The sequence below is a fragment of the Sphingomonas sp. SFZ2018-12 genome, from assembly GCF_022496715.1.
Classification (GTDB): domain Bacteria; phylum Pseudomonadota; class Alphaproteobacteria; order Sphingomonadales; family Sphingomonadaceae; genus Sphingomonas.
In genome coordinates this window covers 452,388-477,587 of the sequence record NZ_WTFM01000002.1, presented here as the reverse complement: position 1 = coordinate 477,587, position 25,200 = coordinate 452,388, and the positions used below count along the sequence as shown (strand labels likewise).

Genomic DNA, 25,200 nt, shown 5'->3' with positions numbered 1-25,200 from the left:
ATTGATCTCAAATCGGAACTGTCATAACGATCCGTTCAAATAGAGCGGCATTCCGCCGCCGACAGGAGGCGAGGATGATGAAACGGATCGCGGCAATGCTGTGCCTGTTGCTGGCCGGACTGGGCATGAGCTGGTCCGGCGGCGCGAACGCCCAGATCAGCTATGGCGAGGTGCCGACCGACTATCTGCCCACCTTTGGCGGCTGGAACCCGCGTTCGACCTTCAGCAGCACCTATTGGACGGTGCGTGACGTCACCAACGCATCGCTGGTCGGTGCGGCGAATGTCATCGTCCCCAACGACGGCAGCGACGTCGCCGACCGGATCATGGCCATTGCCGCCTCCAGCCCCAACCCGATGGTGATCTATTTCCCCGCCGGCCAGTATGAGCTGAAAAAGTCGGTGACGATCAGCCGGTCGAACATCGTCATCCGCGGTGCGGGCAAGGGGCTGACGACCTTCGTCATCTCCGCGCCCAGCAGTGCCAATGCCCAGTTCACGCTGTTGGGCGGCGGCTTTTCGACCGAAATCGGTACCATCACCAACGTGCCGATGCGCGGCGACGACTATATGATCGCCGCCGACGTGTCGGGCATCGCGGTGAACGACATCCTGCGCGTCTATGACAATTCGCGGTCGAACGGCTTTAGCGGCCACAACTGGCAACAGTTCCTGCGCGTTACCGCGATCGACCCGGCGACGCGCCGCGTCACCTTCGCCAGCCGGCTTGGGCTCAATTACAACGGCACCGCGACCGTTCCCGGCCAGCCGCGTTTCGTCAAAGTGAATATGATCCAGAATGTGGCGTTCGAGAATTTCACGATCACGCGGACCCGCAATGCCGCCGCGGGAACTCATAATCTGTTCATCCGCTACGCCTGGAACGCGCATGTCCGCGGCACGGAGGTCAAGAACCTTGTGTCCGGCGGGATTTCACTTGGCTCCGTCTACAACGCGCTCGTCACCGACAACGACGTTCACAATTCGGTGGATCCGGTCGCCGGCTATGGGGACGGGGGCAAGGCCTATGGCATCAACGTCGGCGCCGTGTCGATCTGCGAGGTGTCGAACAACAAGCTGTGGAACCTGCGCCACCACATCATCCTGCACATCGGCACCAATTTCTGCGTCGTGGCATATAACAGCGCGGAGCCGGGCTATTTCGGCACCTCGGGCGACCTCGACATGCATGGCTATACCGCGCACAACAACCTGTATGAGGGCAACCAGGGCGCGGTGCTGATCTTTGACGGGCGGTCGGACACCGGGATGCTGGAGACGCAGGGCCTCTACAACACCATGTACCGCAACCAGCTGCGCCGGCCCGGGATCAACGGTGCAAACGGCATCGCGCTCCAGGGGCCGGCATCCTCCGGCAACTTCACGCATTTCGGGATCACCATTGTCGGCAACGACCAGATCGACACCAAGATCGATTACACCTCCACCGGATCGCAGGGTCCGTACAACGGTGCCAATATCGTGAAGAAGGTTGGCGCCAACCGGCTAGGCGAAACCGTCGTGACGCCCGATGTCGAAATCGATCCCAACGGCACCTTCCCGGCATCGCTCTATGCGCCGGGCAAGCCGGCTTATCTGGGGAGCAAGCCTTGGCCGCTGTTCGGTCCGGGCGTGGCCGACTGGGGCCGGAACAACATGCTGCCCGCGGCTGACCGGCCGCAGACCCCCTGAGCCGACACCACGACGCCATGGCCGGTCGCCCACGACGCGGCCAACCGCGGTGGCGCTGGATCCTGGCCGGCGTCGTCTTCTCCGGGCTGGTCGGCGCTGCGGTCTGGACAGGAAACGACTGGGGCGACGACGCGCCGGGCCGGGTGATTACCGGCCCGGCCGTGCCGCCACCCCCGCCGCGGGTCGTGCCGGACGCCGTGGTGCAGCCGCTGGCCGCGGTCGAGCCCCCTTCCCTGCCGCTGACCGAGCCGCCGCTGGCCGTCGATGCGCGCGTCGTGCTGCCGGGCGACGAACGCCTGGCCTTCGAGCTTGTCGCCATCACGCAGGCCGGCGACCCCGGCCGCATCCGCTATCGCCTGAACGGCGGCACGACGCGCGACGCCGGGCGCGGCGATCCGATCGGCGCGGGTTTCCGCGTGCTGGCCATCGACCCGGCGTCGGTTACGATCAGCAATGGGCGCGCCGGCTTTGAAGTGCGCCCGCCCGGCGTGACATTGACCCAGGAAGACAATGTCCCCGATGCTGGCGTGCCGTTCTGAACATGGCAGCCAGGGGGTAGTTCGACGCATGGTCCGACGCATTTGGGGGGAGCGGGTGCAAGGGGTTGCGCGCCGGATTGGCGGCCATGTGGCGGTACTGCTGGTCGCGGCATTTGCATCGGCTTTTTGGCCGGCGACGACGTCGGCCCGGATCAGCGTCGGCGATGACGGGCGCAGCTTTCGCCTCGATGGCGGCGGGGTCACCTATGCCTTTGGGGTGACGGGCGATGGCGCGGTCCAGCACATCTATTGGGGACCGGCGCTGCGCCGCGACGACCGGCTCGCGCCCCGGGCGCTGACCAACCTGTCCGGGCTCGATCCGGTCAGCTCGATCGCGCCGCTCGAGTTTCCCGCCTGGGGCGGGCGTCTGTACACCGAACCGGCGGTGAAGATCGCCTGGCCCGACGGGGTGCGCGATCTGGTCCTGCGCTATCACGCGCACCGGGTGGAGGGCGGCCGGCTGATCGTCGAACTGCGCGACATCGATCGCCCGGTCAGTGTCAGCCTGTCCTACCGGATCGATGAGGACACGGGCATCGTGACCCGATCCGCCAGCCTGCGCAACGCGGGGCGGACGCCGCTGCGTGTCGACCAGTTCGCCGCCGCCGCCTGGACGCTGCCGCAGGGCGACGATTACCGGCTCCATTCGCTGTCGGGCCGCTGGGGCGCCGAATGGCAGCGTCAGCTGCGCGCGGTGAGCGGCGGCACGACCGTGCTGGAAAGCCGCCGGGGGGTGACGAGCAACCAGGCCAATCCCTGGTTCGCGATCGACCGCGCGGGGTCGGCGAGCGAGAGCGGCGGGCCCGTATGGTTCGGCGCGCTGGCGTGGAGCGGGTCGTGGCGCATCAGCGTGGACCGCAACGCGATGGGCGATGTGCGCGTCGTCGGCGGATTCAACCCGTTCGATTTCGGGTACCGGCTCCAACCCGGCGAGACCCTGGCCTCGCCCGACTTTCATGGCGGCTATTCGGCGGACGGCATGGGCGGCGCCTCGCGGCTGCTGCACCGGTTCCAGCGCCGCCATGTCCTGCCCGGCGGGCCGGACGCGCGGCCCCGCCCGGTCCTCTACAACAGCTGGGAAGCCACCCAGTTCGCAGTGTCCGCCGACCAGCAGGTTGCGCTCGCCGAGCGCGCCGCCCGGCTGGGCGTCGAGCGGTTCGTGATGGACGATGGCTGGTTCGGCGCGCGCAACAGCGACAAGGCGGGGCTGGGCGACTGGGTCGTCAACCCGGCCAAGTTTCCGGCCGGCCTCGACCCGCTGATCGCGCGGGTCCGGGCGCTGGGGATGGATTTCGGCCTGTGGGTCGAACCCGAAATGGTCAACCCCGACAGCGACCTGTATCGCGCGCATCCCGACTGGGTCATCGCCATGCCCGGACGGCCGCGCACCGAATCGCGCAACCAGCTGATCCTCAACCTGGCGCGCGCGGATGTGCGCCAGCACCTGCTCGATGCGATCGACGCGCTGGTCAGCCGGCACGACATCGCGTTCCTCAAATGGGACCATAATCGCCACTGGTCCGAGCCGGGCTGGATCGGCGCCCCGCCCGAAGACCAGCAGCGGCTGTATGTCGACTATGTTCACGGCCTCTACTGGATCCTGGCCGAGCTGAAGCGGCGGCACCCCAAGCTCGAGATCGAAAGCTGTGCGGGCGGCGGCGGGCGGGTCGACCTGGGCATCCTGCGCTTTGCCGACGGGGTGTGGCCGTCGGACAATACCGACCCGTTCGACCGCCTGTTCATCCAGGACGGCTTTACCCAGGCCTATGCCCCCCAGATCATGACCGCCTGGGTGACCGAAAGTCCGCACTGGGCCAACGACCGCCGCACCAGCCTGGCGTTCCGGTTCCTGTCCGCGATGCAGGGCGCGCTCGGCATCGGCGTCGACCTGCGCAAATGGACGGAAGCGGAAGCGGCCGAGGCGGCGAAGTGGGTCGCCGCCTATAAGAGCGTGCGCGCGACCATCCAGCACGGCGACCTGTTCCGCCTGGAGCGCCCCGCCCCCGAAAGCACGCGGTCCGCCGTCGCCTATCGCAGCGCGGACGGCAAACAGATGGTCGTGCTCGCCTATCTCCATCGCAGTTCCAGGCTGGAGCCGCTGGCGAACGTGCGCGCCGCCGGCCTGGTACCGGACCGGCTTTACCGGCTCAGCCGGCTCGGCGCGGATGCCGGCACCGCGGCGACGGTGCGGAGCGGCGCCTATTGGATGAACATCGGCTGGGAAGGGCCGATGCGGGGGGATTATGTCGCTCAGGGCTGGGTGCTCGACCAGATCGCGGACAGCACCGACGCGACCGGCCGTGCCGCGCCCTGACGCCCGGCCGCCCCGGAAATCACGCACATCAGCGCCGGATATCAAAAACCCCGCCGTCTCTTGCCGAGAAAGCGGGGTTTTCGATGGTGGGCGTGGCAAGGATTGAACTTGCGACCCCTGCGATGTCAACACAGTGCTCTACCACTGAGCTACACGCCCGCCGGGGAGTGAGGCCCATAACGGGCCGCGTGCGCGCTGGCAAGACGCTTGGCGCGATTCGGTGCGACGGCGCCGCCACGCCGCGGTCGTACGCCAGACTCGTTTTCAGCTTTGCGAAATCAGTGCCGGTAAAGCGCCTGGCTCAGCCCGGCTGAAACAGCCCCTAGTTGCGCGACGGAATGCTCTCGCGTTCGAACATCCGGTCGACCTCCATCACCAAATCGCGCAGGTGGAACGGCTTGGACAGGACGCGCGCCTGCGGCAGCGTCTGGCCCGCGCGCAGCGTTACCGCGGCAAAGCCGGTGATGAACATGACGCGCATCGCCGGCACGATTTCCGACGCGCGCTGGGCGAGTTCGATCCCGTCCATTTCGGGCATGACGATGTCGGTGAGCAGCAGGTCGAACGGCTCGCTTTCGATCAGCGGCAGCGCGGCGGTGCCGCGATCGACCGCGGTCACCGCATAGCCCGAGCGTTCGAGCGCCCGCGTCAGATATTCGCGCATGGCGGTATCGTCTTCCGCCAGCAAGATTCGGATCATCGTCAACCTCCGCGACCGCACCGTTTATGCGGCAACCGGTAAAGATTTTCCAGACGCGCCCGATTGTCGGTCGACGGACCAGTCCCTATTCCGGACCAGTGGCCAGTCCAGCGGCGATTCCCTCGTTCGATATCATCGGTCCGGCGGAGCCGGCGACCCCGGTCATCGTGTCGGTGCCCCATGCCGGGCGCGATTACCCCCCGGCGCTGACCGCGGCGCTGCGCGTGCCCGTCGACGCCATCCGCGCGCTGGAGGACCGGCATGTCGACGCCGTCGCGCGCGCCGCGCGCGGTACGGAAACGATGCTGATCCAGCGCAGGCCGCGCGCGTGGATCGACCTGAACCGTGCCGAGCGCGACCGTGATCCCCGCGTCGAGGCCGGCGGCGCGAGCGCGCTTGCAATGCTGTCGGCCAAGGCGAAGAGCGGGCTGGGACTGATCCCGCGCCGGGTGAGCCCGGTCGGCGACATCTGGAAATGGCCGATCGAGGCCGACGATGTCCGCGACCGGATCGCGCGCGACCATCGGCCCTATCACGCGATGCTGACGCGGCTGCTGGCCGCGGCGCGGGCGCGGTTCGGCGTCGCGGTGCTGATCGACCTCCATTCCATGCCGCCGCTCGCGCCCCCGCATCACCTGACCCGGCTGGTCATCGGCGACCGGTTCGGCACGTCGGCGGGCGCGCGCATCGTCGCGCAGGTGGAGGGTGCGGCGGCCGGCCATGGCATGCGCGCGGCGCTCAACGCGCCCTATGCCGGCGGGCACATCCTGGACCGGCACGGCGATCCCGCACGCGGCATCCACGCGATCCAGATCGAGCTCGACCGGCGGCTGTATCTCGATCCCGCGCTCGACCGCCCCGACCCCGAGGGTGTCGCGGCCAGCGCGCGGCTGGTCCGCCGGCTGATCGACGCGATCGGCGACGCGATCACCGTCCTGCCCGCCGCCGCCGAGTAGCGGGCGCGACGCACATAAAAAACCACCTCGTGCACGAAGCACGAGGTGGCCAAGGTTCAGGGAGGAGACACATCCGAGGATGTGCCGCACGGGCCCGCGAAAGGGGGGAACGCGGGCGCGCCGTGCCTGATCTACATAAGGAAGACGTCCCGCGCTTTCAAGCGGCGGGCTGTCGAAAATCGCAAGAAGGCAACAACCCGCCGGGCTGTGCCTTCCCGCAAATCACATTCCGGCTCAGGCGTTTACGGTAATTCCGGGCACTTTGCCCTGCCGCGCCTGGCGCTCGAACAGGTCGCGCATCAGCCCCATCGAGAACAGATGGGCATGGATGAGCGGCAGCATCCCGTTCTGGACGATCTTGCGCAGCTGGTCGCCGCGCAGCTCGGCCAGCTTCTTTTCGTCGACCATCTGGAAGCCGCGATAGATGAACGGCTGGGGTGCGCCGTCCGGCTGGATCGAGATTTCGCCGTCGATCAGCAGCTTGAGGTCGCGCAGCTCCTTCATGAACAACGCGGTGCGCTGGCCGGCCTGCTCGAACTGCTCGTTGAACTGCAGGATGCCCTTGGTCAGCTCGCTCGGCTCGCCATCGACGAACAGCGGCTCGCCGTCGTCGAACGATCCGATCGTGTCCGACGTCGGATCGAAGCACAGCGACAATTCGTCGCTGTCGGGGCGCAGCCGGGCGAGGAGATAGGGATAACGGCGGATATAGGCCGGGATGTACAGCCCGTCGTCGAGCAGCTTGCCGGTCTCGTCGAAAAAGACGTTGACCCCCTCGTTGAGGCCCATCAGGCCGAGCGGAACGCCGTCGTCACCGATCGAGAACACGATCGGCATCCGGCGCTGGACCATCGGGAATTCCTCGACCGTGACCGGCACCGCGTGCGCATTGACCAGGAACGGCGCCAGCCGCGCCGCGCGCACGCGGTAATCGGCGTGCGACTGGCTCGAAAGCGGTTCGAGCTGGTTGTAGAACAAGGGAAGCTGCTGCTGCGGCGCGCTGGCCATCATCGTCTCCTGATTTGGGGAAATTTGCAGCGCGTCTATGGCGTCGCATCGCCGGGCGCAAGCGCGACGAGCTTGCCCGGATTGAACAGGCCGAGCGGGTCGAGCGCCCGCTTGATCGCGGTCAGCGCCGCGATGCGCCCGGGCGGGGCCAGCCGGGCGAGTTCGTCGCGCTTCATCTGGCCGATGCCGTGCTCGGCGGAAATCGTGCCGCCCGCCGCCGTCACCAGATCATGGACGAAGGCGGTGATGACCGGCGCGTCGTCGCGATACCAGGCGGTGGCATCGACGCCGGCCGGGGCGCGGACGTGGAAATGGACATTGCCGTCGCCCAGATGACCAAAGGCGGTCGCATGCGTGCCGGGAAAGCGCGCCTCCGCCGCGCGCGCGGCGTCGATCATGAAACCGGGCATCGCATCGACCGCGACCGCGATGTCGTGCTGGACGGCCGGGCCGGCGCGGCGTTCGGCGTCGGACAGCGAATCGCGCAGCCGCCAGAACGCGTCCGCCTGCGCCTCGCTCGCCGCGATGACGGCGTCGTCCACCATGCCGTCGGCGATCGCGGCGGCGAGCATAGGTTCGATCAGCGCGGCCGGGCCGTCGGGCGACGCGCCGGCGGGGGCGACCGCCTCGATCAACACGTGCCAGGGGTGGCGACCCGCCAGCGGCGCGCGCGCGCCGGGCAGCTGCGCGAGCACCCGGTCGAGCGAGTCGCCGGGAATGATCTCGAAGCTCTCGACCGCGTCGCCCGCGCGCTCGATCCGGCGCAGCAGTTGCAGCGCGGCAGCCGGCGATGCCAGTCCCGCCCAGGCGACCGCGCGCGCGCCGATCGCCGGCACCAGGCGGAGCGTGGCGGCGGTGACGATGCCCAGCGTTCCCTCCGCGCCGATCAGCAACTGGTTGAGGTCGTAGCCGCGATTGTCCTTTCTGAGCGCGGCGAGGCCGTCATGCACCTGGCCGTCGGGCAGCACGGCCTCCACCCCCGCCACCAGCTGGCGCATCGTGCCGTGGCGCAGCACCTGGGTGCCGCCGGCATTGGTCGAGACGAGCCCGCCGATCGTCGCGCTGCCCCGCGCGCCCAGCGTCAACGGAAAGCGGCGACCGACGCCGCCGGCGGCGTCGTGCAGCGTCGCCAGGATGACGCCGGCCTCCGCGACCGCCAGCCCCGCCTCGCCCGAGATCTGGCGGATCCGGTCCATCCGGCGCAGCGACACGATCAGGGCCGATCCGTCGGACGGCGGCGTTGCCCCCCCGACCATCGACGTATTGCCGCCCTGGGGCACCAGCGCGACCCGGTGGTGCGCAGCCAGCCGGACGATCGCCGCGACCTCGTTCGTGTCGGCGGGACTGAGCAGCGCCGCGGCGCGCCCGTGCCAGCGGCCGCGCCAGTCGGTCGTCCACGGCGCGATCTCGCCGGGATCGGTGGTCACCGCGCGTGCGCCGAGCATGGCCCGCACGTCGGCGATCAGCGCGCGCTGGGCCGGCGTCGCCGCCGGATCGGGCAGGGTCGCGTCCATTGCGGGACGGCGCTATCATGCAACGTCGCTTGCGGCCAGTTCATCGCGGGTTAAATTCGCCAACCACAATAGGGTGAAGATGGCACGGCCTTTGACATATCTGACGCTGCTCGCCGCCGCCGCCTGTCCCAGCCCGGTGCCCGCGCAGGTCGCGCCCCCTGCCGATCAGCCCCGTAACGACACCGGTCGGGTGGTGACGCGCACGATGCGCGTGCAGCAGCGGATCATCATTCGCGTGCCCCGCGCACCGGTGACGCCGGCGGCAATGGCGGGATCGACCGCGCTGCCGCCGATGAACTGGGTCGAGCAGCGGTCGGCCAAATGCGTGCCGCTCGCGCGGCTGGCGGCGGCAACGATTTCACAGAGCGGCAGCATCGACCTGTTGCTGACCGGCGGCAGCCGGCTGCGCGCGCGGCTGGAAAGCGAATGCCCGGCGCTCGATTTCTACTCGGGCGTCTATCTGAAGGGCACGAGCGACGGACAGATCTGTGCCCAGCGCGACACGATCCGGTCGCGTTCGGGCGGCCAGTGTCGCATCACCGCGCTGCGCGCGCTGGTGCCGGGACGCTGAAACTGCGCCCGCCGACCGGGCCTGTCGGGGGCCGCGCGCTTGACAAATGCGGCCAAATCCGCGAGCGCCGGGGGCTGAACGCAGGCCCAATACCGGACGCCCGTTCCCCGGAAACTCCATGACCTTTGCCGATCTCGGCCTCTCCGACGAACTGCTGCGGGCTGTAACCGAATCCGGCTATAGCGAGCCGACCCCGATTCAGGCGAGCGCGATCCCGTCCGTGCTGATGATGCGCGACCTGATCGGCATCGCCCAGACCGGCACCGGCAAGACCGCCAGCTTCGTGCTGCCGATGATCGACATCCTCGCGCATGGCCGCAGCCGCGCGCGGATGCCGCGCTCGCTGATCCTCGAGCCGACGCGCGAACTTGCCGCGCAGGTCGCCGAGAATTTCGAGAAGTACGGCAAGTATCACAAGCTTTCGATGGCGCTGCTGATCGGCGGCGTGTCGATGGGCGATCAGGTCAAGGCGCTGGAAAAGGGCGTCGACGTGCTGATCGCCACGCCGGGGCGGCTGATGGACCTGTTCGGGCGCGGCAACATCCTGCTGACCGGATGTTCGCTGCTGGTGATCGACGAGGCCGACCGGATGCTCGACATGGGGTTCATCCCCGATATCGAGGAAATCTGCACCAAGCTGCCCAAGCAGCGCCAGACGCTGCTGTTTTCCGCGACGATGCCGCCGCCGATCAAGAAGCTGGCCGACAAATTCCTCGACAACCCCAAGACGATCGAGGTGTCGCGCCCGGCATCGACCAACCTCAACATCGCCCAGCGCGTCGTGCCGGTGAAGGCCGACCAGAAGAAGGACGTGCTGCGCCACCTGCTCCGCGAGGAGGACGTCCGCACCGCGATCATCTTCTGCAACCGCAAGACGATGGTGCGCGAGCTCAACAAGGCGTTGCAGCGCCAGGGGTTCCGATCGGCGGAAATCCACGGCGACATGGACCAGTCGGCACGGCTCGCCGAGCTCGACCGGTTCAAGAAAGGTGACGTCAACATCCTGGTCGCCTCCGACGTCGCCGCGCGCGGGCTCGACATCAAGGGCGTGAGTCACGTCTTCAACTATGACGCGCCGTGGCATCCCGACGATTACGTCCATCGCATCGGCCGCACCGGCCGCGCGGGCGCGACCGGCACCGCCTATACCTTCGTCACCAGCGACGATGCCGAGAACATCGCCAATATCGAGAAGCTGACCGGCCAGCAGATCGAGCGCGTCAAGTTCAGCGCGCTGACCGGGCGCGATACCAGCGATGCGCCAGCGCCCGCGGTCGAAGATGCCGAAGACAAGCCGGCCAAGCGCCGGACACGCGGCAGCAAGGGACGGGGCAAGGACAAGGCGGTCGAGCCGCGCGAAACCGCATCCGAAACGGTGGTGGCCGCGCCGGCACCGCCCGCGCCGTCCCGTCGCCCGGCACCGTTCAGCGCGCCCGAGGCCGAACGCGCCGCCGACAAGTCGCCACGTCGCGACATCCGCCGCGAGGCCAATCGGGTCGACGGACCCGACGAAGGCTGGAACGGCCCGGTGCCGGCGTTCCTGGACGTGACGCTCGCGCGCTGAACGTCGGCATGGTCCCCCAGCCGGACTCTCGGGATTTCATCGCCAGTCCCTGTATCAACGTCTGCCGCATCGACGACGCGACCGGATGGTGCGCCGGCTGTGGCCGCACACTGACCGAGATCGCGGGCTGGGTACGGTCCGACCCGGCGGCGCGGCGCGCGATCCTGGCTGAGCTGCCCGCGCGGCTGGCGATGCTGGGAAGTTGATCCAATAAGCGACGCATCATTGCTCGTCTCGCATTCCGCGTCACCCCGGACTTGATCCGGGGTCTCCTTGCCTGCTCTGACGCGAGAAGCAGCGGGGCCCCGGGTCAAGCCCGGGGTGACGGGGAAATGGGGTAAGCGTGCCCCCGAATGCCGACGTGCGGTCTGATGGTCAGCGTGCGGTGACGCGATAGCTGAGCGCGCGAGTCGCGTTGCCGGGCACCTCGACGATCCAGATGGCATCGCCATCCTTGCGCCCGAGCCGGGCCGACGTCCGTGACAGCGCATCGTCCCCGATCCGAAAACGGGCTTCGACCCGGACCGGATCGGGCGTCGCATTGCGCAGGGTCAGGCGATGGTCGGTCCAGTCGCCGTCCGACCTCACCGCCTCGACCTCCTGTGTCACCTGCGTTGCCGGGGCGACGCCGATCTCGACGGGTTCGCCCACCGCCTTGTCCTCGACGCTGCCCTCCCCCAGCAGCAGCCGGCGCGTGCCCTCGGTCGCGAACACCGCGACCTGACCGGCGGGCAGCGCGACGCCAAGTCCCCGGTCGGTGCGATTCTGCACGCGCAGCATCGTCATCGGTGCGGATGCGCCACCGCCGAACACGTCAATCGCGACATAGCGTTCGACCGGCACCGCCGACTTTTCCAGCAGCGCGACCTGCTTCTGCGCGTTGGCGGCGACGGTCGTGGCGAAGGGGACCCGATAGAATTTGAGGTCGCCCAGCTCCTCCTGAACCACCTTACGGCTCACCCGGTTGGCCGTGACGACGATTTCCTGCGCATAATCGGCGATCGGCGGCGCCGCGACTGGCAGCGGCAGAGGCGGCGACGGCGGCGGAGGCGGGGGCGGCGGCGCCACGCCGCAGGTGATCTGCAGGGGCGCGGCGGCGGCTTCGCGATAGGGGCGACGATCCTCGCGGTTCACCCGACCCGCGACCACGCCGGTCTCGGCGGCCACGAAGCTGGTCGGATCGCCGCTCGCCAGCGTCACCCAGGCGGTGAGGTCGAGGCTGCGGCCATCGGGGGCGAGGGTCGCGACATAATCCGCCTGCCAGTCGAACCCCCAGGCGAGATAGGACAGGCCGATCGTCACGCGCTGTGCCACGGGCGAGTCGAGTTCCACCGACAGGGTCGGGCGCGCGGACAGGCCCGGCAGCACGCCGTCATAGACGATGTCGTCGTCGGTCGGCCCGCAGTCCGCGGCGAAAAAGCCATCGCGCGTCTGGACGATCGCCGCGCCGTCCGGCCCCGACCGGATGATCGCCGGCTCCTCGACCACCCGGCCCGATTTCAGATGTGTGCGCCGGATCGTCACCGGCCGGCCGAGCGCGCGGGCATAGAGGCTGCGCGGCGACAACAGGTCGGCATCGAGATTCTTTTCGCGCACCCCGCCAGGCAACCCGGTCAGGATCGCGCTTTCGGCGAACATGCCGCCCGCCACCCCTTCGAAACGCACCACTGCGCGCCCGGCGGGCAGGTCGATCGTGCGGCGTTCGGTGATCAGCGCGTAACCGGCCAGCCAGTTTGCGTCGATCGGCTGGTCCGCACCTCGGTCGGGCGCACGATAGACGGTCACCTGCACGCCATCCGGCGCGGGCGAGGTCATCACCTGCTGCGCCGCCGCGGGCAGCACGGTGGCGACCAGCGCCGCCATCGCCAGGATACGCCGCATCATCGCCGGCCGGTCAGTAGCGCGTGTCGAAGGTCGCGGTCACGCTCGCCTCGCCATTGGCGGGCACCTCGACGCGCCAGCGCACGCGGTCGGCATCGACGCGTTCGCTCTTCTGGCTTTCGCTCAGGATGCGGCTGTCGTCCCAATAGCTGTCGAGCCCCGCCTGTTCGAGCTCGACCACCGACGCTTGCGCGCGCGCATTGGTCAGCGTGTAACGCATCGTCGTGCGCCAGCGGTCGCGCCCGATCCGCTCGCGCGTTTCGACCGTGGGCTTGACCTTCACGTCGAACGCCTCGCCGGTCTTGAGCGCCAGCGCCGATCCCATCGGGGTGTGGCCGATGCCGTTCTCGCCGATGAACTGCGGCGCGCCGCGCTGGTCGCGCATATAGACGCGGACCGTGCCGGCGGGCATCGCATCGCCCAGCCCCCCCTGGCGCGAAGTGGAAAAGCGCAGCACCGTGTCGACGCTGCGCGCGTCGTCGCTGCTGCCCAGCCAGTCGTTGCGGAAATAATAGGCCTTGGCCGCGGGCGCGCCGGCGACGTCGAGGAAGCTGACCTGTTTCTGCTGCGCCTGCGCGATCGTCGTGCGCCCGGCGATCGGATAGACGTAGAAGTCGCCCAGCCGCTCGCGATCAGCGGTTTCGGTGCCCGGCCGGTTGCCGGGCGGCGGCGGCGGCGGGGATGGCGGGCGCGAATAGCGCCGCACCGGTTGCGCCTCGCCGACCGCGCCGGCGACGAGCAGCGTCCTGGCATCGACAAAGCTGGTGCCGCTATTGTTGGTCAGCGTCACCCATCCCTGGACGTCGATCTTGCCCGCCTGTTCATCGAACAGCGCGACATAATCGGCCTTCCAGCCAAAGCCGCGCGAGAGATAGGTGAGCGTGCCGGGCCGCGTGCCCGCGCTGTCGGCGTCGAGCGTCACCGACAGGGTCGGCCGCGCACGCAGGCCGGCGGGCAGCGCGGGGAAGACGATGCGCTGCTGGCCGGGATTGAGCACTTCGATCCGGCGGCCGATCTGGACGACGATGCCGCCATTATTGGCGAGCACGCGCGCGGTTTCGCTGGTTTCCGCGCCCGTCGCGGGATTGGTGCGCACCAGCGTCACGTCCTGCCCGACCGCCTTTTGCAGCAGGCGCTGCGGGCTGAGCAGGTCGTAATCGAAATTCTGTTCGACGATGCTGACGCCGTCGGCGGCGAAGGTCACGGTTTCCGGGCGGATCGCGGCGGAGACATCGGCGAACTCCTGGGCAGAGACGCCGCGCGGCAGGTTGAGCTGTCGCCGGTCCTGAATCAGCGCGAGATCGTTGTTGTAGATGGTGACCGCAACGTCACCCTGCGCGCCCTTGTCGATCGGTGCGCCATTGCCCGGGACCTGCTGAGCGGCCGCCGCGCCCGCCGCGGCGATGCATCCGGCAACCGTCCAGATCACCGTCGAAACCCGCTGCCGCATCGCCATCCTCCTTTTGCACCCGCCGCCAGGATGGCGGGTCGGATCGCCACATGCCACGGAAATCATTGCGGCAACATGACTGACGCCCGGCTGGAACGACAACGGCCGATGCCCAGGGGGCACCGGCCGTCACGCTATTTAATCAAGCGGACCAGGGTTCAGGCGACCGCGTCTTCCTCCGCAGTGCGCGTGCGGCGGCGGCGGCGCGGCTTGGCCTCGTCCGCATCGTCGGCGCGCGCATCGACGGGCTCCGCGCCGAGCGAGGGCGGCAGCCGGTCGGCTTCGATCCCGGCCGGTGCCGCATCGCTCATCTCGACCGCCGGCATTTCGCGGCGGGGGCGACGGCCGCGGCGCGGCGCTTCGGCATCACCGGCGGCGGGGGCTTCGCCCCGTGCGCCCTCATCGACGCCGTGACCTGCGCCATTGCCGTTGAAGCGGGCGGGACGATCCTCGCGCACCTGACGGTCCTCGCGCGGCTGGCGCTCCTCACGCGGCTGGCGTTCGGCGCGTTGCGCGCGCGCGGGCTGCCGCGACGATTCGCGCTCCTCGTCCTGGCCGTCGCCGTCGAATTCGATGTCGTCATCCTCATCGTCGAAGGACGAATTGTCGTCGCGCTCCTCGCGGCCACGACGATTTTCCTCGAAGCGCGAGCGCGATTCGTTGAGCACGCGGAAATAGTGATCGGCGAACTGGAGATAATATTCGGCGTTGACCCGGTCGCCCTGCATCTGTGCATCGCGCGCCAGATTCTTGTATTTTTCCAGCAACTGCGCGGCGTTGCCCCGGGCACGATTGTCGATGCGGTTGCCGTTGTCGGGACGATTGGGGTTCCCGCCACCCTGCGAGCGTTGCCCGCCACGACCGCGACGGCGGCCGGCCTGACGATTGTTCATCAAGATAATCTGGTCCTGTCCTAAAGCCTGTTCGCTGATCCACTCGATCCAGGATTGCGTGGTTCGTCACGAGACGCGGCGGCGAGCCGACGCGATCCGCTAGCCATGGCCGCCGGACTGCAGCGACTGTCATGACGTGGGGTGGAGCGGCGATCATTTCGTTCAACCGCCGACAGCCGGCGTGGTCGAAACTCGTTAGCCCCGCCCCTGCTCTAGCCGGGCGCGCACCGATCGCCAAGTGAAATATGGTATTGGCCGCAACCGTTTCAACGCACGATCACCGCGCGCGGTCGCCCGGCCAGGTCGTGGCGCAGCGCGGCCGCCAGCCCCGTCGCGCGCACCAGCGCGGTCACCGCGTCCGCCTGGCGATGTCCGATCTCGAGCGCGGCCATCCCGCCGGGCGCGATCAGGCGCGGCAGTTCGGGGACGATCCGCCGATAGGCATCGAGCCCGTCCGGTCCGGCGAACAGCGCCTCGCGCGGCTCGTGCGCGCGGACCTGATCGGGCAGCGGCTCGTCCACCCCGATATAGGGCGGGTTGGCGAGCACGAGGTCGAACCGGTCGTCAATGCCCTCCGCCCAGTCGCCCCAGCCGAAGCGGGCGCGGCCAGACATCCCCAGCATCGCCGCGTTACGGCGCGCATAGTCCAATGCGACGTCCGACGTGTCGCGACCGAATCCGACCGCATCGGGCCATTGGGCAAGTGCGGCGAGCAGCAGCGTCCCGGGTCCGGTGCCCAGATCGAGCACGCGTGCGGGTGCCGCAGCGCCGAAATGGTCGACCGCCGCCTCGATCAGCGTTTCGCTGTCCGGGCGCGGGATCAGCACGCCCGGCCCGACCGCCAGCGTGATCGTCCAGAAATCGCGCGATCCGGTCAGATAGGCGACCGGCTCGTGCGCCAGTCGACGCTCGACCAACTCGGCAAAGCCCGCGGGTTCGGGCGCGTCGAGATGGCGCAGCAGCAGATCCTGCCGCGCGCAGCCCAGCGCGTGGGCCATCAGCAGTTCGGCATCGAGCCGGGGTGTGTCGCTGACCGATGCCAGCCGCGCCGTCGCCGCGTTCAGCGCCGCGCGGATCACGCCGCGTCGAGCTGCGCCAGCCGCTCGGCCTCGTCCTCGGCGATCAGCGCGTCGAGCAGCTCGTCCATCTCGCCCTGCAGGATTTCGGGCAGGCGGTGCAGCGTCAGGTTGATGCGGTGATCGGTCACGCGGCCCTGGGGGAAATTATAGGTGCGGATGCGTTCCGACCGGTCGCCCGATCCGACCATCGACTTGCGCGCGCCCGCCCGCGCGCTCGCCAGCCGCTCGCGCTCCGCCTCGTACAGGCGGGTGCGCAGGACCTTCAGCGCCTTTGCCTTGTTCTTGTGCTGCGACTTCTCGTCCTGCTGGATCACGACCAGCCCGGTCGGAAGATGGGTGATGCGCACCGCCGAATCGGTGGTGTTGACCGACTGCCCGCCCGGCCCCGACGACCGGTAGACGTCGATGCGCAGATCCTTGTCGTCGATCTGGACGTCGACATCCTCCGCCTCGGGCAGCACCGCGACGGTCGCGGCACTGGTGTGGATGCGCCCGCCGCTTTCGGTGACCGGCACGCGCTGGACGCGGTGAACGCCGCTTTCGAACTTCAGCCGGGCGAACACGCCCTGGCCGGTGACCGACGCGACGATTTCCTTGTAGCCGCCGGCTTCGGACGCGCTGGCGGAGATCAGCTCGACCCGCCAGGCGCGGGCGTCGGCGTAACGCTGGTACATGCGGAACAGGTCGCCGGCGAACAGCGCGGCTTCGTCGCCGCCGGTGCCGGCGCGGATTTCCAGCATCGCGGGGCGTTCGTCGGCGGCGTCGCGCGGCAGCAGCGCGAGTGCCAGGTGCCGCTCCGCCGTCTCCAGCGCGACGCGGTTGGCGTGCAGCTCGTCGGCCGCCATCGCGCGCAGCTCCTCATCGCCGTCGCGCGTCATCGCCTCCAGCGACCGCGCCTCGGCGCGCAGCCGCCGCACCGCGCCCGCGGCGGTCGCGACCGGCTCCAGCTCGGCATATTCCTTGGACACCGCGACGAAGCGTTCGCCCGCCAGGTCGCCGGTCGCCATCAGCGCCTGCAACTCATCGCGCCGCGCCTCGATCGCGGCGATGCGGTCGGGGGGGATGCGGGTCATTGCGCGTTCATTATCCCCGCGATGATCGCGCGGATTGGCGCAACTTCTTCGTGGGCCAGTTTGGTGTTGAACGAGTAGCTTGGATTGCCGCCGTCACGCCGAAGGCTGATCAGGATGCGTCCGTTCAATCGCGCGGCCTTGTCGAACCGCTTGCGGGGAGACCCCGATGTTACCGCCTCGGCAGAGTAACCCGCATCGCGAACCTTCCGAAGAAGTGTCGGCATAATCGTCAGCAGCGTGTCGTCCTCGAGCGCGATCACAAGGTCATTTGATGCGCTCTCCGGCTCCGCAATCAGCATAGCCAGCCGTTCGACCCCGGCCGCCCAGCCGACGCCCGGTGTGCTCGGGCCCCCCAGGCTCTCGATCAGCCCGTCATAGCGCCCGCCGGCCAGCACCGTGCCCTGCGCGCCCAGCCGGTCGGTGACGAACTCGAACGCGGTGTGGCGGTAGTAATCGAGCCCGCGCACCAGCCGGGCGTTGCGGGTCCAGGCGACGCCCGCCGCGTCCAGTCCCGCCGTCACCGCGCCGAAGAAATCGGCCGCCGCCCCCGTCAGGAACTGGTCGATGTCGGGCGCGCTGTCCGCGATCGGGCGGTCGCGCGGGTCCTTGCTGTCGAGGATGCGCAGCGGGTTCTTGTCGAGCCGCGCCAGGCTGTCCTCCGACAAGTCCGCGCGGTGGCTCTGAAAATGCTCGACCAGTGCCGCGCGCCATGCGTCGCGCGTCTCGGCGTCGCCCAGCGTGTTGAGCTGCAATGTCACGCCGTCGCTGATCCCCAGCGTGCGCAGCAACTGGTCGGCGAACGCCAGCAATTCGGTATCGGCGGCGGGTTCAGCCGCGCCGATCACTTCGGCGTCGATCTGGTGGAACTGGCGGAACCGGCCCTTTTGCGGGCGCTCGTAGCGGAACACCGGGCCCGACGTGGCGAGTTTCAGCGGCGCATATTGCTGCCACCCCTCGGTCAGATAGGCGCGCGCGATGCCGGCGGTGAACTCCGGCCGCAGCGTGATCGAATCGCCGCCGCGATCCTCGAAGGTATACATTTCCTTCGACACGACATCGGTGGTCTCGCCCAGCGAGCGTGCGAAAACCGCGGTCGATTCGAACACCGGAATGTCGACGCGCTGAAAGCAATAGAGCGCGCGCACGCGCTCGAACGCGGCGAGCACCGTTGCGAAGCGGCGCTGCTCGGGTCCGAAAATGTCCTGAGTGCCGCGAATACGGCCCGGGGTCTGTATCTTCGCCATTTGCGCGCGTTCCTTAATTGCGTCAGGGGACAAACGCCAGTGGCGGCGGTGTGAAACCGCAATCGATATTAAGGGGCTTTCGACCATGACCGACGCGCTGATCTGTGACGCGGTGCGCACCCCGATCGGGCGCTATGGCGGCGCGCTGGCCGGCGTGCGCCCCGACGATCTGGCCGCGGTGCCGATCGCGGCGCTGGCGGCGCGCAATCCGGGGCTCGACTGGCGCGCGGTCGACGACGTGATCCTGGGCTGCGCCAACCAGGCGGGGGAGGACAATCGCAACGTCGCGCGCATGGCCGCGTTGCTTGCGGGCGTCGGCACCGATGTGCCGGGCACGACGATCAACCGGCTGTGCGGATCGGGGATGGACGCGGTCGCGATGGCGGCGCGCACGATTCGCGCGGGCGACGGGGAACTGATCGTCGCGGGCGGGGTCGAGAGCATGACCCGCGCGCCCTTCGTGATGGGCAAGGCGGACAGCGCCTTTTCCCGCAGCGCCGACATCCATGACACGACGATCGGCTGGCGCTTCGTCAATGCGCGGATGAAGGCCGAATTCGGGATCGACTCGATGCCCGAGACGGCGGAGAACGTCGCCGCCGAGTTCGGGGTCAGCCGTGAGGACCAGGATCGGTTCGCGGTCGAAAGCCAGCGCCGCGCCGCCGCCGCGCAAGCCTCGGGTCGTCTCGCCGCCGAGATCGTCCCCGTCACCATTCCCCAGCGCAAGGGCGACGCGGTGATCGTCGACCGCGACGAGCATCCGCGCGAAACCAGCCTGGAGGCGCTCGCCCGGTTAAGGCCGATCGTGCGCGCCGATGGCACCGTCACCGCGGGCAACGCGTCGGGCGTCAATGACGGCGCGGCGGCGCTGATCGTCGCCAGCGAGGCAGCGGCCGCGCGTCACGGCCTGACCCCGCGCGCGCGCATCCTGGGCTGCGCAGTCGCGGGCGTGCCGCCGCGCATCATGGGGATCGGCCCGGCGCCGGCATCGCGCAAGCTGCTCGACCGGCTGGGGCTGGCGATCGGCGACATCGACGTGATCGAACTGAACGAAGCCTTTGCCGCACAGGGGCTGGCGGTGCTGCGCCAGCTGGGCGTCGCGGACGATGCGGCCCATGTGAACCCCAATGGCGGCGCGATCGCGCTCGGCCATCCGCTCGGCATGTCGGGCGCGCGCCTCGTGCTGACCGCGACCGAGGAACTGCATCGTCGCGGTGCCCGCCGGGCGCTGTGCACCATGTGCATCGGCGTCGGCCAGGGCATCGCAATGGTGATCGAGCGGGTCTGACACCCCCGCCCGATGCGGGTCAGGCCAGCGCCGGGGCGGCGGCACGGCGGATCGCCGGCAGCATGTCGGCGGGTTCGGGGCGCCGGGTATAGTCGGGATTGACCTCGGCATAGGTGATGATCCCGTCGCTGCCGATCACGAAGCGCGCGGGCATCGGCAGCGTCCAGCTGTCATCGCCGTTGAACGCGGGCAGCTGGTTACCGAGCGACTTGTAGAGATCGACCAGATAATCGGGCAGCGCGAAACGCAGGCCGAACGCGGCGGCGACGTCGTTGTGCGGGTCCGACAGGATCGGGAAATCGAGCGCATTCTCGCGCACCGACTTGCGGCTGTTGACGCGGGTCTGGGGCGAAATCGCGACCAGGCCGGCCCCAGCCGCCTGAAACGCGGGCAGCGCATCCTGAAGCGCCTGCAACTCCATGTTGCAATAGGGGCACCACACGCCGCGATAGAAGCTGAGGACCAGCGGGCCGCGCGCCAGCAGCGCGGCCGACGACACCGCTGTGCCGTCGGGTGCGGCAAGCGTGAAGTCGGGCGCGCGGTCGCCCGCCCTGCGGGCGCGTCCCGCCGCGCCCGAAGCGATCAGCTCGGCGGTCGCACGCGCCATGATCGGATGGATATGGGCGGGCGCGTTGAACGGCGGCCTGCCGGATTTGAAATCGGCCTTGAAGGCGTCGAGGCGGTCCTGAAGCGTCATGTCATGGTTCCCTGGGGTAAGGCGAAAGCGAAGGTCAGCGTCGAAAGGCGTGGCGCGCGAGCGGTGCGGCGGCGACCATGATCGCGGTGGCGAGGCTGCCGGTGACCTGCAGCGTGAACATCGCGTCCCGAACCATCTGTCGCAGCATCATCGTCGCTCCTGCCGGCGTGCCGACGGGCGATCCGCCGGCTTGGTGAAAGACGGATGCGCGATTGCGGCGCGACAGGGCAGCCGGGTTGGGGCAATAGTATTCATTCCAAGGGGGAATGGTGATGGACCGATTCCAGGCAATGACCACGTTCATCCGCGTCGTCGACACCGGCTCGTTCTCGGCGGCGGCGCGACAGACCAATGTCGGCCAGCCGGCCGTGTCGAAGCTGATCGCTCAGCTCGAGGACCGGCTCGGCGTCCGGCTGATCACGCGCACCACGCGCGGGCTGTCGCCGACCGAGGCCGGGCAGCGTTACTACGAACGCGCCCGCCGCGCGCTGGAGGAAGCCGACGAGGCCGAACTCGCCGCGCGCGGGGCCGGGCGGGGCCTGAGCGGACGGCTGCGCATCTCGGCGGCGACGACCTTTGCCCGAATCCACGTGGTGCCCCGGCTGCCCGCATTCCTGACCGAACATCCCGAACTCGATCTGGAGGTCGTCATGGACGATCGGGTGATCGACATGGTCGAGGAAGGGATCGACGTGTCGCTGCGCATGGGCGAGCTGCCCGATTCGACCGCCACCGCGCGGAAAATCGCGACGGGCCGGCGGTCGCTGCTCGCCACCCCGGCCTATCTGGCGCGGGCCGGCGCGCCGCAAAGCCCGGCCGATGTCGCCGATCACAATGCGGTCGTGTACACGCATTACGACACGCACCACTGGACCTTTCGCAACGCCGCCGGCGGCGAGGCGTCGGTCAAGGTCGGCGGGCGGCTGCACGTGACCGCGGCAGAGGGGCTGCGCGCCGCGGTGCTCGCCGATATCGGCATCGCGGTCGCGTCCGACTGGATGTTCGCGCCCGAACTGGCGAGCGGCCACGTCGTGCGCCTGCTGGACGGCTGGGCATTGCCGCCGATCGACCTGTGGGCGGTGTTCCCGACCGGCCGGCTGGCGAGCGCGAAAGCGCGGACCTTTGCCGATTTCATCACCGCGGCAATGCGCGAAGCCTGACCCGGGCGGGCTCAGGCGCGACGAAGCGTCGCCGCGATGCCACCGAGGATCAGCGCCGCCGCAACCGCGAGCCGCACCGTCAGCGGCTCGCCGAGCAGCACCGCGGCGGCGAGCGCCGCGACGACCGGCGTCGCCAGCTGGGCCGCACCGACGGTCGCGTGGGGCAGGCGCGGGACCACACGATACCACGCGACGTAACCGAGGCCGGACGCGAATGCGCCCGAGGCGATGGCGAGCGCAACGCCGCCAAAGGCCGGGGCGGGACCGGCATCGAGCAGCGGCAACGGCGCCGCCACCAGCGCGGCGACCAGGAAGTTACCCGCCGTCCGCCGCGCGGGATCCGCTGCCGACCGGCCCAGCACGGAATAGAGCCCCCACGCAATGCCCGCGACGACCATGCCGAGCATTGCCAGCACCGGCCCGGCTTCCGCACGGCCGCCGATCAGGACGACGACCCCGGTCATGGCCATTGCCACCCCGGCCAGGTCGATGGCCCGAACCCGATTGCCCGACAGCGCGCCGGCGACAAGGATGGTGGCCTGGACCGCGGCAAACAGGACCATCGCGCCGGTCGCGGCGTTCAGGCGGACATAGGCAAAGGAAAACGCGCCGCAATAGACAAGCAACGCCAGCGCGCCCCGCCCGCTGGGGCGTTCGCGCGGGCCACGCAGCAACCAGGGCAGCAGGATCGCCGCGCCGGCGGCAAGCCGGATTGCGGTGAAGCTGCCCCAGCCGATCTGGCCGGTGCCGAGCGCGGCGCGCGCCAGCAGCGAATTGCCCGCAAACGCCAGGATGGCGAGCGCGACCAGCACGACCGTGGTGCCGCGCACCCGCGCCGCCGATCCCCCCGGTTCGATCACGCGGCGAACGGATAGTCGATATAGCCGTCCGCGCCGCCGCCATAGATGCGCGCGGCGTTGAGCGGGTTCATCGGCAACCCCTCGGCCAGGCGACGGGGCAGGTCGGGGTTGGCGATGAACAAGCGGCCGAACGATGCCGCATCGATCTCGCCCGCTTCCAGCGCGGCGCGGGCGCGATCGCCGGTATAGCTGCCATTGGCGATGTAATTGCCGCCGAACGCGCGCCGCACCACTTGGGGGTCGACGATCCGGTCGAACGGGTCGCCGCGCGGATCGCTGGGCTCCACGCAGTGGAGATAGGCGAGCCCGCGCTTGCCGAGCTGTTCGGCGAGATAGCCGAACAAGGGCGCGGGATCGCTGTCGCTCATGCCGTTGATGGTGAGCGAGGGCGACAAGCGGATGCCGACCCGGTCCGCGCCCCACACGCCGATCACCGCGTCGGTAACCTCAAGCGTCAGGCGGGTGCGGTTCTCGATGCTGCCGCCATAATCGTCGGTGCGGTGATTGGTGCCGTCGCGCAGGAACTGGTCGAGCAGATAGGCATTGGCGCTGTGCACCTCGACCCCGTCGAATCCGGCCGCCTTGGCATTGATCGCGGCGCGGCGATAATCCTCGATGATGCCGGGGATCTCGTCGCGTTCGAGCGCGCGCGGGACGACGAAATCCTGCGGGCCGTCATAGGTAAAGGCGTGACCCGCCAGCCCGACCGCGCTCGGCGCGACGGGGAGGCCGCCGCCCGGCTGGAGCGAGGGGTGCGATAGCCGGCCGACATGCCAGAGCTGGAGCATCATCCGCCCGCCGGCCGCATGGACCGCATCGGTGACGCCGCGCCACGCCTCGACCTGGGTCTGGCTGTGAATACCCGGCGCGCCGGCATAGCCCTTGCCCTGCTGCGAGATGTGCGTCGCTTCGGACACGATCAGCCCGGCGGTGGCGCGCTGGGTGTAATAGGTCTGCTGCAATTCGTGCGGGGCGTCGTCGGCATTGGCGCGGGTGCGCGTCAGCGGGGCCATGACGATGCGGTTGGGGGCCTGGATCGCGCCATAACGGATCGGCTGGAACAGGGGATCGTCGGTCATCGTGATTATCCTTCGACGGGCGTTGACGAACGCGGGTGCGTGAAAAGCGGGCGGAAAAGGCCGATTGCGGTCACCAGACCAAGGGTCGCCAGCCCGGCCCCGGTCCATTCCGGCACGGTCGGCACCGCGCCGGTGACGACGATGCCGACGACCAGCGTCGCGGCCGGGACGATCGCGGGGAACAGCCCGGCCTTCGCCGCGCCGAGGTGACGCACGGCGACCCCGAAGGCGATCACGGCGAGGACGCCGGACAGCAGACCTTGCACGGCGAGTTGCGCGACCAGCGTCCCCGCCGGCAGCGCGGTGATCCGGGCGGTATCGCCCCAGGCCAGCGTCGCGGGCACGACGACGATCGCCGAGACGGTCGATACCGCGGCGGTGACCGCCAACGCGCCGAGCTGCCAGCGTTTGATCAGGACGGTGAAGCCGGCCCAGCTCAGCCCGGCGGCAATGAACAGAAGGTCGCCGATCCACACATGGCCGCCGCCCATGGCGCTGGCGTGGCTGGCGATGACGGCAAGCCCCGCGACGATCAGGCCGACGCCGACCAGCTTGTCGCGCGTCAGCCGCTCCTTCAGGAGCAGCGCGGCCGCGAACATCGATGCTAGCGTGATGGTTGAGGGCTGGATGACGGCGCCATGCGCGAGCGGCGCGAAGACATAGCCGCCGGTGCCGAGCAGGATGAAGGGCGGGCCGGCGAGCAGGGCGAGGATGATCGCGCGCCGCCAGCCGACCCCGCCCAGCGTGCGCGGATCGTTGCGCAGCAGCCACGGCAGCATGACGAGCGCGGCGGTGCCGAACCGGAGCAGGACGAAATCCTGCGGCAACAGCCCGATCGCGGTGCCCGACTTGGCAGCCACGAGATAGGTTGCCCAGATCACCGCGGCGGTGACGCCGGCCGCGATGCCGGCCAGGACGGGCGAAGGGACAAGGGAAGCCCCGCCATGCCGCACGTTCCGGGAGGAAAGGAAGAGGGCCATGGCGGGGCTCCGAAGGATCGGCCCGGCGTCGAGGAGGAAAGGCGACGCCGGGCCCGGGGAAGGTCTTCAGGCGGCGAGCGCGACATCCAGCGCCGGCGCGGCGGGGAAGTCGACCGGCACGCGGGTGGTGGCGTGCAGATAGTTGGTGACGGTCTTGTCGCCGATGGTGACGATCACGTCGACCAGGTTTTCCTTGGTCCAGCCGGCGGCGAAGAAGGCATCGACCAGCGCCGGATCGGCATGGCCGCGATTGATCGCGATCGAGCGGGTCAGCTTGGCAAGCGCGTCGAGCTTGGCGTCGAACGCGGCGCCACCGGCGCGGATCTCGAGGATCTGGCTGTCGGTGAAGCCGTTCATCTTGCCGAGCGCGGTGTGCGCGGCGAGGCAATATTCGCAGTCGTTCACCTGGCTGACGACCAGATTGACGACTTCGCGCGCCTTGGCGCTGATCGACGACTTGGCCGACTGCAGCGCGAGATAGGTGCCGAGCGCATTTTCGGAATGGGCGAGCGTCGCATAGAGGTTGGGGACGAAGCCCAGCTGGCCCTGCAGCGCGTCGAACAACGCCTGGTTCGAGGGGCTGACGCTGTCGCGGGTCGGAACGGTGATGGCGGTCATGGGGCAAATCCTTTGGCGGGGCGGCGAAAGTGCCGTGAGCT

At 69.2% G+C, this 25,200-nt stretch carries 23 protein-coding genes and 1 tRNA gene; 9 read left to right on the top strand and 15 right to left on the bottom strand.

The features are described from left to right. Window positions 1–74 precede the first annotated feature (74 nt). The 3 genes from GO308_RS11330 to GO308_RS11320 all read left to right on the top strand — a co-directional run bounded on the left by GO308_RS11330 (window position 75) and on the right by GO308_RS11320 (window position 4,544). Window positions 75–1,691 carry a hypothetical protein gene (locus tag GO308_RS11330; protein ID WP_240885495.1) on the top strand — a complete coding sequence of 539 codons (1,617 nt, stop codon included), beginning with the start codon at window positions 75–77 and terminating at the stop codon, window positions 1,689–1,691. Between the two features lie 17 nt (window positions 1,692–1,708). After that, on the top strand, window positions 1,709–2,230 hold the full coding sequence (locus tag GO308_RS11325) for a hypothetical protein (RefSeq protein ID WP_240885494.1): 522 nt from the start codon (window positions 1,709–1,711) through the stop codon (window positions 2,228–2,230). An 88-nt stretch (window positions 2,231–2,318) separates the two neighbouring features. Further along, the gene (locus GO308_RS11320) at window positions 2,319–4,544 is read left to right on the top strand and encodes an alpha-galactosidase (protein ID WP_240885493.1); all 2,226 of its coding nucleotides are present in this window, start codon (window positions 2,319–2,321) and stop codon (window positions 4,542–4,544) included. A gap of 84 nt (window positions 4,545–4,628) precedes the next feature. On the opposite strand, the gene GO308_RS11315 is transcribed toward GO308_RS11320, so the two are convergent. Then, window positions 4,629–4,703 (bottom strand) — tRNA-Val (locus tag GO308_RS11315). A gap of 163 nt (window positions 4,704–4,866) precedes the next feature. Next, entirely contained in the window at window positions 4,867–5,244 is a 378-nt protein-coding gene (locus GO308_RS11310) for a response regulator (protein WP_066550626.1), read from the bottom strand. A 98-nt stretch (window positions 5,245–5,342) separates the two neighbouring features. Between GO308_RS11310 and GO308_RS11305 the strand changes: the two genes are divergently transcribed. After that, window positions 5,343–6,200: an N-formylglutamate amidohydrolase gene (locus tag GO308_RS11305; protein ID WP_240885492.1), complete on the top strand. Its 858-nt coding sequence runs from the start codon at window positions 5,343–5,345 to the stop codon at window positions 6,198–6,200. A gap of 234 nt (window positions 6,201–6,434) precedes the next feature. Here GO308_RS11305 and GO308_RS11300 read toward each other — a convergent pair whose 3' ends face one another. Both GO308_RS11300 and GO308_RS11295 read right to left on the bottom strand, forming a co-directional pair. Further along, window positions 6,435–7,208, bottom strand: a complete 774-nt coding sequence (locus GO308_RS11300) for a SapC family protein (protein WP_066477337.1) — start codon at window positions 7,206–7,208, stop codon at window positions 6,435–6,437. A gap of 35 nt (window positions 7,209–7,243) precedes the next feature. Then, entirely contained in the window at window positions 7,244–8,722 is a 1,479-nt protein-coding gene (locus GO308_RS11295) for an FAD-binding oxidoreductase (protein WP_240885491.1), read from the bottom strand. Between the two features lie 79 nt (window positions 8,723–8,801). Here GO308_RS11295 and GO308_RS11290 point away from each other — a divergent pair, with 79 nt between their 5' ends. The 3 genes from GO308_RS11290 (at window position 8,802) to GO308_RS11280 (ending at window position 11,063) form a co-directional block, all read left to right on the top strand. Further along, on the top strand, window positions 8,802–9,293 hold the full coding sequence (locus tag GO308_RS11290) for a hypothetical protein (protein WP_240885490.1): 492 nt from the start codon (window positions 8,802–8,804) through the stop codon (window positions 9,291–9,293). 118 nt (window positions 9,294–9,411) lie between these two features. Further along, on the top strand, window positions 9,412–10,857 hold the full coding sequence (locus GO308_RS11285) for a DEAD/DEAH box helicase (protein WP_240885489.1): 1,446 nt from the start codon (window positions 9,412–9,414) through the stop codon (window positions 10,855–10,857). Window positions 10,858–10,865: 8 nt separating this feature from the next. Then, window positions 10,866–11,063 (top strand): DUF1289 domain-containing protein, encoded by a 198-nt coding sequence (locus tag GO308_RS11280; protein WP_066477138.1) that lies wholly within the window; start codon window positions 10,866–10,868, stop codon window positions 11,061–11,063. A gap of 169 nt (window positions 11,064–11,232) precedes the next feature. Here GO308_RS11280 and GO308_RS11275 read toward each other — a convergent pair whose 3' ends face one another. From GO308_RS11275 to hisS, 6 genes are all read right to left on the bottom strand, one after another. Beyond that, window positions 11,233–12,741, bottom strand: a complete 1,509-nt coding sequence (locus GO308_RS11275; RefSeq protein ID WP_240885488.1) for a hypothetical protein — start codon at window positions 12,739–12,741, stop codon at window positions 11,233–11,235. 10 nt (window positions 12,742–12,751) lie between these two features. Further along, window positions 12,752–14,188 carry a DUF4139 domain-containing protein gene (locus tag GO308_RS11270; RefSeq protein ID WP_240885487.1) on the bottom strand — a complete coding sequence of 479 codons (1,437 nt, stop codon included), beginning with the start codon at window positions 14,186–14,188 and terminating at the stop codon, window positions 12,752–12,754. Between the two features lie 158 nt (window positions 14,189–14,346). After that, window positions 14,347–15,081: a DUF4167 domain-containing protein gene (locus GO308_RS11265; RefSeq protein WP_346769087.1), complete on the bottom strand. Its 735-nt coding sequence runs from the start codon at window positions 15,079–15,081 to the stop codon at window positions 14,347–14,349. Between the two features lie 266 nt (window positions 15,082–15,347). Further along, window positions 15,348–16,157, bottom strand: coding sequence for a peptide chain release factor N(5)-glutamine methyltransferase (gene prmC / locus GO308_RS11260; protein WP_240885815.1), 810 nt, complete (start codon window positions 16,155–16,157; stop codon window positions 15,348–15,350). Next, window positions 16,157–17,233 (bottom strand): peptide chain release factor 1, encoded by a 1,077-nt coding sequence (gene prfA / locus GO308_RS11255; RefSeq protein WP_066477127.1) that lies wholly within the window; start codon window positions 17,231–17,233, stop codon window positions 16,157–16,159. Before prfA ends, prmC begins: the two co-directional genes overlap by 1 nt. After that, window positions 17,230–18,477 carry a histidine--tRNA ligase gene (gene hisS, locus GO308_RS11250; RefSeq protein ID WP_240885485.1) on the bottom strand — a complete coding sequence of 416 codons (1,248 nt, stop codon included), beginning with the start codon at window positions 18,475–18,477 and terminating at the stop codon, window positions 17,230–17,232. Before hisS ends, prfA begins: the two co-directional genes overlap by 4 nt. A gap of 85 nt (window positions 18,478–18,562) precedes the next feature. On the opposite strand from hisS, the gene pcaF reads away from it, so the two are divergent. Continuing rightward, window positions 18,563–19,765, top strand: coding sequence for a 3-oxoadipyl-CoA thiolase (gene pcaF / locus GO308_RS11245; RefSeq protein WP_240885484.1), 1,203 nt, complete (start codon window positions 18,563–18,565; stop codon window positions 19,763–19,765). Window positions 19,766–19,784: 19 nt separating this feature from the next. On the opposite strand, the gene GO308_RS11240 is transcribed toward pcaF, so the two are convergent. Continuing rightward, entirely contained in the window at window positions 19,785–20,462 is a 678-nt protein-coding gene (locus GO308_RS11240) for a peroxiredoxin-like family protein (RefSeq protein ID WP_240885483.1), read from the bottom strand. 272 nt (window positions 20,463–20,734) lie between these two features. Between GO308_RS11240 and GO308_RS11235 the strand changes: the two genes are divergently transcribed. Further along, entirely contained in the window at window positions 20,735–21,622 is an 888-nt protein-coding gene (locus GO308_RS11235) for a LysR family transcriptional regulator (protein ID WP_240885482.1), read from the top strand. Between the two features lie 11 nt (window positions 21,623–21,633). On the opposite strand, the gene GO308_RS18720 is transcribed toward GO308_RS11235, so the two are convergent. The 4 genes from GO308_RS18720 to GO308_RS11215 all read right to left on the bottom strand — a co-directional run bounded on the left by GO308_RS18720 (window position 21,634) and on the right by GO308_RS11215 (window position 25,159). Next, a complete protein-coding gene (locus GO308_RS18720; protein ID WP_240885481.1) occupies window positions 21,634–22,482 on the bottom strand; it encodes a DMT family transporter in 849 nt (282 codons plus the stop codon). Continuing rightward, window positions 22,479–23,561: an alkene reductase gene (locus GO308_RS11225; protein WP_240885480.1), complete on the bottom strand. Its 1,083-nt coding sequence runs from the start codon at window positions 23,559–23,561 to the stop codon at window positions 22,479–22,481. The genes GO308_RS18720 and GO308_RS11225 overlap by 4 nt, the downstream gene beginning before the upstream one ends. A 5-nt stretch (window positions 23,562–23,566) precedes the next feature. After that, window positions 23,567–24,541, bottom strand: coding sequence for a DMT family transporter (locus GO308_RS11220; protein ID WP_240885479.1), 975 nt, complete (start codon window positions 24,539–24,541; stop codon window positions 23,567–23,569). A gap of 66 nt (window positions 24,542–24,607) precedes the next feature. Further along, window positions 24,608–25,159 carry a carboxymuconolactone decarboxylase family protein gene (locus GO308_RS11215; protein ID WP_240885478.1) on the bottom strand — a complete coding sequence of 184 codons (552 nt, stop codon included), beginning with the start codon at window positions 25,157–25,159 and terminating at the stop codon, window positions 24,608–24,610. Window positions 25,160–25,200 lie beyond the last annotated feature (41 nt).